The following is a 12,244-nucleotide window of genomic DNA, read 5'->3' as shown; positions in this document are numbered from 1 at the left end:
TGCCGGAGGTGGGCACCGGCCGGGTGGCGCAGACAGGACATCGAAGGGGCTTCTGACCAAGCTCCTATCAGGTCATGTTCCGCCCGGCCGGAGCCGGGCTCCACCGACCCCGTCGAATGCGTCGCCTTCGCCTGCAAGTTCCCGCTCCGTGGCATCCTCGCCAGCCAGGGCTCGGTGGGCGCGATGATCGCTGCCATCGTCCGCGGCTCCCGAGACCGACATGACAGGCGTCAGGGCGTCGTCATTCGTTGCCGTGGCGCTGAAAGAGCCGGAAGGAGCGTGCCACGGGCGGAGGACGCTCGGCACCGCGAGTCATACCAGCGCCTGATCTCCGAGATGCTGTGGAAGCCGCTGCGTATCGGGGCTATCGGGCTCGGGGGCGTCGGGGCTGGACTGTGCGGCGATGGAGAGCAGGTCGGCATCGACTCGCAGGTAATCCGCCAGCGCCTGCTGCGGGGCGGTGAGATCGGCGAGGCCGGCCGGGACGGGAGGTTCGGTGGCGGTCCGGTACTCCTCTTCGTCGTCGTCCTGGAGTTCCCACGCGGCGAGGGCGGACAGCCAGGCGAGATACAGGGGCCGCAGGTCGCCTGCGGCGAGTTCGTCGCGTACGCCGATGAGCGCGGTCAGAGAGTCGTCGGCGCCCTCCGCCCAGTCACCGCCTTCATCCTCGCTGGTCAGGTCAAGGACGATATGCGTGCGGGTGTTCCATGCCTCGACGTGCTCGTCGAGGCAGTACGGCTGGACGGTGCGCAGCGGCAGGCGCTGCTTGGGCAGTCGCAGCATCAGCCGGTGCGTTCCCCAGTTGGTGATGTACAGGTGGGCGTCGAAGTGCCGCTCGACCATGCTGCGCGGCTCACCACGGAAGTTTCCCCAGTGGTAGGTGTTGGTGAAGCTTGTCGCGGTGATCCGCGCCCGGGTGTACAGATCACGAAGCTGTTCCTGCTCCTCCCGGCTCAACGGCCGCTCCAGGGCCTGGAACTCGGAGTACTGGTACTCGCTCACCTGCGGGAGGCTACCGCCCGCCGCCCGCCGCCGAACGCCTTCGAGTGGGAGTGTCCGCTGCCGGGCGTCCGCAGGATGAATCGGCATGACCGGTGACGAGACGATGATGAGGACGACGGCGGAGCGGACCGCGGCCCACGCCGTGTGGGCGCGGGCATGACCGATGCCTGGAGTGATCACAATGTGGCGGCGCTGCGCGCCGCCTGCTACGCGGCGGACGGCAGGGCCCTCATCGAACTGCTGCGCACACGGGATGCGGAGCCGGTGGTCCAGCAGTGCGGAGACGCGCTGACCGCCGCCGTTACCCGGGATGTGCCGACCGCCGTGGAAACGGCGGCCCGGTGCTTGGCGGCGCTGCGGGCGCGAAACGGGGAAGGCGATGAGGCACTGGCGGATCAGCTGACGCTGCGATCAGTGGCGCCGCCCCTGCCCTGCGCCCGTTGCCCGTTGACCTGGAGGAACTCTCCGGCCTGCCGGAGGGCGATCCGGCCTGGGGCGGTGGCTGGGTCGACCTGAACACTGGCGAGTGCCGACCGGTGAGCGCGGACTTCGGAGAGCCCCGGAGTGAAGGGGAGCCGGAGGACACCGAGCGGTGGCTGCATGTGGCCTGCGCGGGGTCACATGACGCTTACCGGGACATGGAGGACTTCATCGCCGTACTCGACGACCGGAGCCTCACCGACGCCTTGGCTACCGCGATCAGGTGCCGGGGGGCGTTCCGCCGGTTCAAGGACGTACTGGCCGCCTCACCGGCCGAGCAGCGCCGTTACTGGTTGTTCAGTGCGGAACGCCAGCACGGCCGGGCCCGGGCCTGGCTCGCTGATCACGACTACCGGCCTGCGCCACGTGCGGGTTCCAGCCGAGCCCGGTCCACTCCGTACGCCCCGGGGCGGTCGTGACGAGACAGGAGGGTGCGGGTCGGGAGGTCAGCGGCGGCGCTTGCGCTTCTTCGCCGTGCTGCGCCCGTGCCGGGTGCGGGCCGCGCCCCGCCGTCCGAGCTGGGTCGCCTTGGCACGAAGGGGACCGTCGGCGAGGCGGCGCAGCGCGTCGAGCCCGGCCCGGTCGGGGTGTCCGGAGGTGAGTGCGGCCCCGATCGCCGTTTCGGCTTCCGCGCGGCCCTGGGCAAGCAGGGTTTCCAGGAGGGCCTCCTCACCGCCCAGGTCGAGAAGTTGGAGAAGGCTTTCGCCGACCATCAGCCCGGCCTCGGCTTCGGTGAGGTCCTCGTGGTCGAGGATGCCGCGCTGGGTGAGGACGCTGAGGGCGGTGGGGGCCAGGTCGGGGTGGCCGCGCAGGGAGCGCAGCAGTTTCTCACCGCCGGGAAGGGCGGTGGTCAGGGTGTCGAGCAGGGCGGCGGCGCGGGTGCGGAAGGGGGTGGTGCGTACGGCGTCCAGGAGCAGGCGCCGGGCGGCCTCGGGGCTGTCGTGGGCGGCGGTCCAGGCGGCGAGTTCGGCTTCGGCGTGCTCGGGATCGTATTCCTGGGCCAGCACGCCCAGCAGTCCTGCGGCGGGCGCGTGGGCGAGCTCGCCCACCAGCGGTGCGCTACGGCCCTGGGCGAGCAGCCGCTGCCGTACGGAGCGGGTGCCCAGATCGGTGAGGCGGATCAACTCCACGGGTTCCGAGGTCAGTTCCGCGCGGAGTTCCTTCGCGCGGGCTGCGGCCTCCGGGTCCGGGGTGGTCGGTAGGGCCCCCAGCAACTGGGCGAGTTCGGCAGGCATCCCGGTGGGCGGCTGCGGGCCGGCCAGGGCCTCGTCGAGTGCGGTTTCCAGGAAGACGGGGTCGGCCATGCCCTGCTCGCGGGTGATGGCGCCGAAGCGTTCCAGGACATCCAAGACATGGCGCAGGTCGTGGTCGGCGTCCAGCAGCCACGCCCGCTGCTCGCGTTCCGGCGCTCCACCGAGGTGGAAACTCATCCGGTAGGCGAGGTGGACCGAGTTGCGCAGCCGGGGCCAGGGCATCGGGTAGGGGAGGCTGTAGAGAGTGTTGAGGACGTCGGGCAGCACCTCCCGGTACACGTCGAACAGCATCGAGGGGACGTCGTACTCGTTGGGTCCGCGCAACAGTGGGCCGCGCAGCTCGAAGAACGCCTCGAAGGCGCGCTCCCACAGCGCGAGTGGATCAGCGAGCACCGGGCGCGCCTTGGCCACCGCGTACACCCGGCCCTTGGCCACCCGGATCAGCCGGGCCTGCTTCGCCCAGGCGAACAGCAGGTTCAGTCGCGGCAGTTCCGCGCTGGTGCGCGCCTGTTCGGTTTGATCCCCCGTGGCCAGAGTGCGGACGAGGTCCCGGGCATCGGCAAGGCGCAGCCGGCCCGCCTTCGTCAGGTCACGGCCCTCGCTCCCGGCCCACCCGGCCCACCCGGCCCACCCGGCCAGCCCCGCCAGCTGCCCGATCAGCGGGACCGCGGCGGCCTGCTCCCGCAGCACGTCCTTCTCCGGCAAGATGACCGGCAGTTGGGGTTCGGCCCGTTCCACCTGCGCCGACCCGGCCGTCATGCGCCGGGTCATGATCGCGTCGAGGACATCGCGGTCGTAGGGAACCTCCCCGCACCGGGCCCGCTCGGCGAACCGTGTCATCGCCGCCTGGTCCATGATGTCCACGCCTTGCTCGGCGGCAGTGACCGTCCAGAACTTCGCCGGCCCCCAGCGGGTACGGTCAGCCATCCGGGCGCCGAACTCCCCGGCCGCGCGGCTCACCGCTCGCTCCAGTGCTCTCAGGCCATCCCCGCGGGGATCGGCCAGTCCGACCGCGTCGAGGTACCGCAGAAGGGCCAGCAGTGAACCCGGGCCGTCCGGCACCGGCTGCCCGGGCAGCACGGTCAGCGTCCGTGGCAGCCAGTCCAGGAGGAGCCCCTCCGCATGAGCTGCCCTCCACAGCCCAAGACGGCCGTCCACCGTCCCGTTGTGGCGGTAGTCGAGAGCCGATTGCACAACGAACGCGTCCGCCGGTCCGTCGTACTCCCGCGCCCACTCCTCCGCCCGGCTCGCCAGCACCTCGGCGGCTGCCTCGAACTCCTCGTCGTCGGGCTCGAACAACATGCGCATGGGACAGACAACCTCACAGGCGACGGAGCGGCACCCGACCACGCTACCCGGCAGAAGCAAGCCCCTGGACACCCATAACAACGGTTGCCATCCCGCCGGCCCGGACCCAGGCCACCGGACCGCCACGCAAACACCGAACGGAGCCACCTCGAACTGGCAGTACTCGGGGGTCGTGCCCGGCTATCGGCCAGGCAGCACAGTGCTACCGAAACAACGGACATCGATCTTCATCCGTTCGAGTCAGCCTTTGTCCCGGGCCGTTGACGGCAACTCGCAAGCGGTCCACGGTCGACATGCCGGGCGAGCCCAGCGGCAAGCAGGAGGTGCCGATGATGACAGCCGACGCGCCGCCCGCCGTCGCAGCCTCGGATACCGCGGCCGGGCAAGGTTCGCTCGCGGACTGGGCCGGCGCACCCTGGCAGCGGCGGTTCGGATCCTCGTCCCCCGAGCTGCCCGGACTTCGGTTTGCGTTCTACGGGCGGGTATCCACCGAGGACCACCAGGATCCCGCTACGTCGCGGTCCTGGCAGCTGCTGCGCGCCCAGGCCCTTGCTTGCGGGCATGAGCGGATCGTGGCCGAGTTCTTCGACATCGGTCGTAGCCGGACCGTGCCCTGGGCGCGCCGTCCGGAGGCCGCCGCGTTCCTGGCGGCGATGGCCGACCCGGGCCGGGGGTTCGACGCGGTCATCATCGGCTCCAGCGAGCGGGCCTTCTACGGCCATCAGTTCGCGACCATGGCCCCGCTGTTCGAGCACTACGGTGTCGAAGTCTGGGTGCCGGAGTTGGGCGGCGCGGTGGATCCGCAGATCGGCGGGCAGGAGGAGCTGATGATCCTGCTCGGGATCCTGTCCAAACGGGAGATCGCCCGGGCCCGGATCCGGGTGCGCAGCGCGATGACCGTCCAGACCCGCGACCAGGGCCGTTACCTCGGCGGCCGGCCACCGTACGGCTACCGGCTGGTGGACGCCGGCCCACACCCCAACCGAGCACTCGCTCGCCGCGGCCTGCGCATCCAACGCCTGGACATCGACCCGTACTGCGGGCCGATCGTGTCCTGGATCTTCACCCAGCGCCTGGCCCGGCACAGCATCGCGCGCATCGCCCGTGCTCTGAACGACGCCGGTATCCCTTGCCCGTCCGCTGCCGACCCCGGACGCAACCCGCACCGGAACGGTCAGCGTTGGGTGCTGCCCACGGTGCGAGCCATCCTGGCCAACCCCCGCTACATCGGCCGCCAGGTCTGGAACCGCCAGCGCACCGACCATGACCTGATCGATGCGGCCAACACCACTCTCGGGCACCGCGACGTGATGCGGTGGAACACCCCCGCCGACTGGGTCATCTCGGCCCAGCTCGCGCACCCGGCGCTGGTCAGCGAGGCCGACTTCATCACCGTTCAACACCTCCGCACCACCCGGGAAACCACTCCCGGCCGCATCTACCTCCTGGCGGGACTGCTGTGCTGCGGCGTGTGCGGGCGTCGGATGGAATCCCACTGGGCCCGCCGCCCCTCCTACCGCTGCCGCCACGGCCACACCAGCGCCACCAGTCCCATGCCCGGCCGCACTCCCAACACCTACCTGCGCGAGGACCAGGTCTTACCGCACTTGCCCGCTCTGCTCCTCCGCCTCACTCACCACGACCCGGACGGAGCCGAGCCGATGGCCCTGATCGCAGGCGCGGCGCCGCTCTCGCCGGCCGACGCTGTCGCGCACCTCCGCCGCGAGGCGATCTCGCTGATCTATGACCCGGTGGCCAGATCCCTGACCGCGGACACCCCACGAGCAGAAAGGATCACGATCGGCTGAGCCAGAGCCCGACCACCGAACCCCCTGACGAAGGGAGATACCCAAAAGAGGACCGAAACGACGAACACCCGCGTCCGGCCGGGAGCCGGAGACGGGTGCCGATTCCGCCTGCCCTGGAAACGGACAGTGCGGGGGAAGGTTGTGTCCGAGGGGGGACTTGAACCCCCACGCCCGATAAAGGGCACTAGCACCTCAAGCTAGCGCGTCTGCCATTCCGCCACCCGGACCAGGTGTCTGCCGTCCGGCCCGCGGCCGTTCCGACGGGAAAACCATAGCAAACATCCGGACGTGCTCGATCACGCGTGCCCGTGCCCCGGGGCGGCCCCGCGGCGGTCCGGTGCTTGGGAAGTGTGGACGGGATGTGACGGCGGTATTTCCGCCTTGGGCTGGGCGGGTAGGCGCGGGAGGATGGCGGGGGACCCCTGCCGCGGGTCCTGCCCGCGCGCGGGTGCTCCGTGGCAGCAGAACTTGAGGAGGCAGTGTGAGCGAGTCGACTTCGGCCGTGAGGACGACCGGTGCGGTCAGTGGTGAGGACGAGGTCGTCGACCTGTGCCGCGACCTGATCCGATTCGACACCAGTAACTACGGAGACCACTCCGGCCCGGGCGAGCGCGCGGCCGCCGAGTACGTCGCGGAGAAGCTTGCCGAGGTGGGGCTCGAGCCGCAGATCTTCGAGTCGCACAAGGGCCGGGCGTCCACGGTCGCGCGGATCGAGGGCGAGGACCCCTCGCGTCCCGCGCTGCTCATCCACGGCCACACCGACGTCGTCCCGGCCAACGCCCTCGACTGGACCCACCACCCGTTCTCCGGCGAGATCGCCGACGGCTGCGTCTGGGGCCGTGGCGCGGTGGATATGAAGGACATGGACGCGATGACGCTCGCGGTCGTACGCGACCGGCTGCGCAGCGGTCGCAAACCCCCGCGCGACATCGTGCTGGCCTTCCTCGCCGACGAGGAGGCGGGCGGGCTGTACGGCGCCCGGCACCTCGTCGACAACCACCCGGACCTCTTCGAGGGGGTGACCGAGGCGATCGGCGAGGTCGGCGGCTTCTCCTTCACGGTCAACGAGAACCTGCGGCTCTACCTGGTCGAGACCGCCCAGAAGGGCATGCACTGGATGCGGCTGACCGTGGACGGCACCGCCGGTCACGGCTCGATGACCAACAACGACAACGCGATCACCGAGCTGTGCGAGGCCGTCGGGCGGCTCGGGCGGCACAAGTTCCCGGTCCGGGTCACCAAGACCGTACGGTCCTTCCTCGACGAGCTGTCCGACGCGCTCGGCACCCCGCTCGACCCGGAGAACATGGACGAGACGCTGGCCAAGCTCGGCGGCATCGCCAAGCTCATCGGGGCGACCCTGCAGAACACCGCCGCGCCGACCATGCTCGGCGCCGGCTACAAGGTCAACGTCATCCCGGGCCAGGCCACGGCGCATGTGGACGGCCGCTTCCTGCCGGGGTTCGAGGAGGAGTTCCTGGCCGACCTCGACCGGGTTCTCGGCCCGCGGGTCAAGCGCGAGGACGTGCACGCGGACAAGGCCCTGGAGACCACCTTCGACGGCGCGCTCGTCGACGCCATGCAGTTGGCGCTCAAGGCCGAGGACCCGATCGCCCGCGCCGTGCCGTACTGCCTCTCGGGCGGCACCGACGCCAAGTCCTTCGACGAGCTGGGCATCCGCTGCTTCGGCTTCGCGCCGCTGCAACTGCCCCCGGAGCTGGACTTCGCCGGGATGTTCCACGGCGTCGACGAGCGGGTGCCGGTGGAGGGGCTGAAGTTCGGGGTCAGGGTACTCGACCGGTTCATCGACGCGTGCTGACCGCGCTCATGGCCGCGCTTCGATAAATGCCGGCCGGCGCTTATCGAGCGGGTATATCGATCACACATTCCGACTGAATCAATAAGGGTGAATGGTGTCGTAGATTCATAGCTCGATTGCTCCTTCCTCGTTACATGGTGTGCGGCCCCCAACGGGGCCGTTGCATCGATCACGTGACGTGGAGTCACAGTCCAGAGGGGTGTGATCCCGGGTGTCCCCGGAGGCCGGTGAGGTGCTTCGGGGAGGCCGGGATGGGGGCGGGCGCTTCCGCTCGCGCGCATTCCGCAGGACGGAAGGCAGGGGAGCGAGACAGTTATGCGACAGGTTGCGAAAAAGGGCCTGATCACCATCGCGGCGGCGGGCGGCGTACTGGCCATGACCGGCGGTTACGCCTACGCGGACACGGGGGCCACCGGCGGTGCCGCGCACTCGCCGGGCATCGGCTCCGGCAATGTGGTCCAGGCACCCGTCAATATCCCGGTGAACGTCTGCGGAAACACCGCGACCGTTCTCGGGGCGCTGAATGGGAGTGGGGGAAGCGGCTGCGGCAATGTGGTCCACGAGGGTGGGTCCGGGAGCTCCCAGCACACCGGTTCCAGCGCGGAGGGCAGCACCGAGAACTCGCCGGGCACCGCCTCCGGCAACAATGTCCAGGTCCCGGTCCATGTGCCGGTGAACGCCTGTGGGAACGGCCTCGGGGTCGGCACGGTCGGGAACACCGACATGGGCGGCGAGTGCGGCGACGTCGTGGATGTCGTTCCGAACGACCCGAACGAGCCGGGTGACCCGAACGAGCCGGGCGACCCCGGTGACCCGAGTGACCCGGGTGACCCCGGTGACCCTGGTGACCCGGGTGACCCGGGAGAGCCGGGTGACCCGAGTGACCCCGGAAAGCCGCATGAGCCGGGCAAGCCGCACCACCCCGGGGACAGCAAGCCGGGCGGCCACACGCCTGCCCCCTCCTCGCCGGGCCACAGCGGCGGCCACGCGGCGGGCCAAGGCGCGCAGCAGATCGGCGCGCACGGCGCCGGAGCCTCCTCGAACCTGGGGGGCTCCCGGCCGACGGGCACCGAGCAGCTTGCGCACACCGGTGCCGGACCGGTCGAGCTGGCCATCCCGGCAGCCGCGGGCATGCTGCTCGCGGGCACCGTGCTCTACCGCAGGGCGCGGGCCGGTCAGCACTGAGGCGGCGCTGAGCCGCAGTGACCAGCTCTGAGCTGCACTGAGACCGGTACGTCGCGCCACGGCGCGGCGTCGAGCGGGCCCCGCACACCGGCGGGGCCCGCCCGGCGTTTCAGCGGTGGCTCACCACGTGGCGCGGAGCTGGCGGATGATCCGACGGCGCAGCCGCACCCTGCGGCTGCCGTCGGGATTGAGTCTCAGGCGGTCGAGCTCCCAGTGTCCATACTCGGCATGGTCGGTCAGCAGGCGCGTGGCGGCCTTGCGGGAGACCCCGCGAGGCACATACACATCACAGAATTCGTATTCCGGCATCGCATCTATTGTGCGGGACCGGGCCTGCTACGGATAGCGTCTGCACTATGTCTGATGCTGCGCAGCCATCCGCTGCCGAGGTACGCGCCGCCGCTGAAGCGGTGAAAGCCGCACTGGATCGTCACCTCGACGCTGTCGAACGCCGGTCCGGGGAAGACGACCCGGCCGTCTACGCCGCGTTCAACGAACTGGCCGCGGCAGCCGAGGTGTACGACGAGCTGCTCTATGACGCCTACGACGAGGTGACGCCCTTCGAGATCCCCGGTGACGACACCCTGCCCCCCTATGCCGGGCCCGAGGAACCGAGCGCGCTGAGCGTGCTGATCCGCAGGGACTACGCCGTCGTCGAACCGCAGCGCCTGCTCTCGCAGGCCAGGCGCGTCGCCGAGCTGGATGGGGGCACCGACTCCGACAACGGCGGGGCGGGCGGTGCGGCTGCCGTCGGCGACAGCGTCCAGACCGCTATCGGGGTGCTCTTCGGCGAATACGAACCGGACGAGATCGCCTCCCGGCACAAGGAGTTCGGGCTGGAGGAGGGCGACTCGACCTTGTGGGTGGCGGCCGGGGACGAGCTCGCCGAGCCGGGGGAGTGGCTGGCCACCCCCTTCGATCAGCCGGATCCGCACCAGGTCGTCTGTCGCTTCGACGTCAGCACGGTGTTCGATGAGGAGCTGGACGACGAGGACGACGAGGTTGACGTTGCCGACGGGGTAGAAGAGGCGGACGAGGAGGACCTGGAGGTACTGGGCCCCGGGAGCTGAGCCCCACCGGGGCCTTGTGGGGGCCTCCCACCGACCGTCCCTGAGCGCCGGGCGGGCCACCGGGCCCGCCCAGCGCCCAGCGTTTGCCGGGCCAGGCCGGCCCCTGGCGGTCGGCGGGAGCCGGAGTCCACTGCCCGTGGCCGGGGCGCCGGGCGCCGCAGCGCCCGGCGCCCACTGGCCTACCCGGCGGACGGGAGCTGCGTCTGCAGCAGGGACCGCAGCCGGGTGGTTCGGTCGTTCGCCGGGATCTCCGCCACTGACCGCGCCAGCGCTGCGTCTACGCCGTGCACCACGGACAGATGGCGCTCGCCACGGCCGAAGGCGGTGTACACCCAGGCTCGGGTCAGCCCCGCGGCCGCGTCGCCGGGCAGTACCACGACCGCCGCCGGCCAGCGCGCGCCGACTGCCTGGTGGGCCGTGAGCGCCCAGCCGTGGCGGACCGTGTCGGCGACCTGCTCGCGCGGCACCACGACGGCCGCGCCCGCGCAGTCCAGGTGCAGTCCCTCGGCGTCCGCCGAGACCACCGTGCCCGGCAGCGCACGGCCCGGCGCCGGGACGTAGGCGACCCGGTCGCCCGGGTCGAAGCCGCCGAACCGGCCGGGCCCGGGGTTCAGCCGCTCCTTCAGGGCGGCGTTGAGGGCGCGCGTCCCGGCGGCGCCGCCGTGGCCCGGGGTGATCACCTGCGTATGCTCAGGCGGTACGCCGAGCGCGCGCGGCACCGAGTCCGCGACCAGCTGGACCGTGCGGTGCACGGCCTCGCCCGCGTCCCGCACCGGGACGATCACGACCTCCTTGCCGGGGGCCTCGACCTGGTTCAGCTCCCCGATCCCGATACCCGAGACCAGCTCGCCGATCGGCCCGGGGTCCGGCGTCCGGGAGACGACCTGGGGGCAGCGGCGGGCGGCCAGCAGATCCGCGAAGACCTTGCCGGGGCCCGCCGACCACAGCACACCGGGGTCGCCGCTGAGCACCAGCCGCGCACCGTCCGGCAGCGACTCCACGAGCATCGCCGCGGTTTCCACGTCCAGCTGCGGGGCGTCCAGCACGGCGATCACATCGAGCGCGAGCGCGCCGTCCTCGTCGCGGCCCGGGCCCTCGTGGCCCGAGAGCAGCCCGGCGAGGGTGACCGCGGCGTCGGACCCGCCGAGGCCGGTGCCGCCGGGGTGGTCGCCGACGGCGTGGTCGGCGTCGCTCTCGGCGCCGCTGACGCCGTCGGAGTGGCCGACCGGGCCGTCGGCACCTTCCCCGGCCGAGGTGACCGCGGCGGCGTCGATCAGCTCGGCCAGCCGCCGCCTGCCGTCCTCGGTGTGCGCCGCCGCGTACGCCCGCAGCCCCAGGGACCTGGCCGCGGCGACGAGCGCGGCCGGTTCGGCGCGGGAGGCCTCGCCGCCGCTGTGTGCGACCAGGCCGTGGCCCGCGGCCGTACGGATGAGCTCCGCCGCGGACGGACGCGGCGCGGCGGCTGCCGCGGCCTCCCAATCGGCCGCACTCGGACCGGCGGCGTCGGCCTCGCCGTGGCCGGAGCCGTCCGCGGAGCCGTTTGCGGAGCCGTCATCGGAATCGGCGCCCGCACCGCCGCCGTCGTCACCGTCGTCACCGGCCTCGCCGCCGGGCGCACCGGCCGCCGGGCCCCCCGACCGGTCGGCGAAGGTGCCGGCGAGCCGGGCCAGGCCGTCGGCCAGGCTCTCCTCCGCCAGGGCGAAGCGGTCCAGCCCCAGCAGGACCCGCACCGGCTGCTCGTCGTCGGCGTCGTCCGCGTCTCCGGCCGCCGGGCGAGGGGCGGCTCCCGGGGTGTCGGCGGCGTCCTGGAACACCAGCACCAGGCCGTCCGCGATCGCGGACCGCAGCGCCGCGTCCGGATCGGGCACGGACAGCTTGGCGAGCCCGGCGCGCAGCGCGGAGGACTCCAGCGCGGTGTGTCCTTCGAGCGCGGCGCGCTCCAGCAGCCAGACCGTGAGCGCCTGCGCCCGGCGCTCGTCGTCCGGCCCGCAGTCCGGCCCGAGCAGGGCGCGGGCGAAGCCGTCCGCCTGGTCATGGCGCACGCCGGATACGGCCAGCAGCTGCCAGGGGTCCTCACGCAGCACCTCGGCGGCCGTTTCGCCCAGCGCGACCACGACCGCACCGGCCAGGCTCTCGGGGGCCCCGCCCTCGGCGAGCACCCGGCGGACCTCGGCCGCTCCGGGGCCGTCCGCCGCAGGCCCGGCCCCGGCCCCGACCCCGGCGCCTGGCCCGGCCACGGTCCGGACGGGCTGCCCGGCGCCCGGTGCGGCGGGAACCCCGCGCGCCGGGGCGGGCCCGCCCGGCCCGGCCGCCCCCGGC

Annotated in this window: 9 protein-coding genes and 1 tRNA gene; 5 read left to right on the top strand and 5 right to left on the bottom strand. The window is 72.1% G+C overall.

Features of this window, described 5'->3' with window-relative positions:
* Positions 1–312: 312 nt before the first annotated feature.
* Positions 313–1,002, bottom strand: coding sequence for a hypothetical protein (locus tag ACWDSL_RS47855; RefSeq protein ID WP_450495336.1), 690 nt, complete (start codon positions 1,000–1,002; stop codon positions 313–315).
* 440 nt (positions 1,003–1,442) lie between these two features.
* Here ACWDSL_RS47855 and ACWDSL_RS47850 point away from each other — a divergent pair, with 440 nt between their 5' ends.
* Entirely contained in the window at positions 1,443–1,901 is a 459-nt protein-coding gene (locus ACWDSL_RS47850; RefSeq protein WP_450495334.1) for a UPF0158 family protein, read from the top strand.
* A 27-nt stretch (positions 1,902–1,928) separates the two neighbouring features.
* Here ACWDSL_RS47850 and ACWDSL_RS47845 read toward each other — a convergent pair whose 3' ends face one another.
* On the bottom strand, positions 1,929–4,043 hold the full coding sequence (locus ACWDSL_RS47845; protein ID WP_450495332.1) for a hypothetical protein: 2,115 nt from the start codon (positions 4,041–4,043) through the stop codon (positions 1,929–1,931).
* A gap of 260 nt (positions 4,044–4,303) precedes the next feature.
* Between ACWDSL_RS47845 and ACWDSL_RS47840 the strand changes: the two genes are divergently transcribed.
* The gene (locus tag ACWDSL_RS47840; RefSeq protein WP_450495330.1) at positions 4,304–5,851 is read left to right on the top strand and encodes a recombinase family protein; all 1,548 of its coding nucleotides are present in this window, start codon (positions 4,304–4,306) and stop codon (positions 5,849–5,851) included.
* A gap of 142 nt (positions 5,852–5,993) precedes the next feature.
* On the opposite strand, the gene ACWDSL_RS47835 is transcribed toward ACWDSL_RS47840, so the two are convergent.
* Positions 5,994–6,078: transfer RNA gene (locus tag ACWDSL_RS47835), tRNA-Leu, on the bottom strand.
* Between the two features lie 254 nt (positions 6,079–6,332).
* On the opposite strand from ACWDSL_RS47835, the gene ACWDSL_RS47830 reads away from it, so the two are divergent.
* Together ACWDSL_RS47830 and ACWDSL_RS47825 are read left to right on the top strand one after the other, a co-directional pair.
* Positions 6,333–7,670, top strand: coding sequence for a M20/M25/M40 family metallo-hydrolase (locus ACWDSL_RS47830; RefSeq protein WP_450495327.1), 1,338 nt, complete (start codon positions 6,333–6,335; stop codon positions 7,668–7,670).
* Positions 7,671–7,985: 315 nt separating this feature from the next.
* The gene (locus ACWDSL_RS47825) at positions 7,986–8,855 is read left to right on the top strand and encodes a chaplin (protein WP_450495325.1); all 870 of its coding nucleotides are present in this window, start codon (positions 7,986–7,988) and stop codon (positions 8,853–8,855) included.
* 120 nt (positions 8,856–8,975) lie between these two features.
* Here the strand turns inward: ACWDSL_RS47825 and ACWDSL_RS47820 are convergent, their stop codons facing one another.
* A complete protein-coding gene (locus tag ACWDSL_RS47820) occupies positions 8,976–9,164 on the bottom strand; it encodes a DUF5703 family protein (RefSeq protein WP_018537156.1) in 189 nt (62 codons plus the stop codon).
* Positions 9,165–9,211: 47 nt separating this feature from the next.
* Here ACWDSL_RS47820 and ACWDSL_RS47815 point away from each other — a divergent pair, with 47 nt between their 5' ends.
* Positions 9,212–9,925 carry a hypothetical protein gene (locus tag ACWDSL_RS47815; RefSeq protein ID WP_450495323.1) on the top strand — a complete coding sequence of 238 codons (714 nt, stop codon included), beginning with the start codon at positions 9,212–9,214 and terminating at the stop codon, positions 9,923–9,925.
* Positions 9,926–10,104: 179 nt separating this feature from the next.
* Here ACWDSL_RS47815 and ACWDSL_RS47810 read toward each other — a convergent pair.
* Positions 10,105–12,244, bottom strand: a 2,140-nt coding sequence (locus ACWDSL_RS47810) for a helix-hairpin-helix domain-containing protein (protein WP_450495321.1), incomplete at its 5' end; no start/stop codon positions are given.

This window comes from Streptomyces sp. NPDC000941 (assembly GCF_053599555.1).
This window is presented reverse-complemented; position numbering and strand designations above follow the sequence as displayed.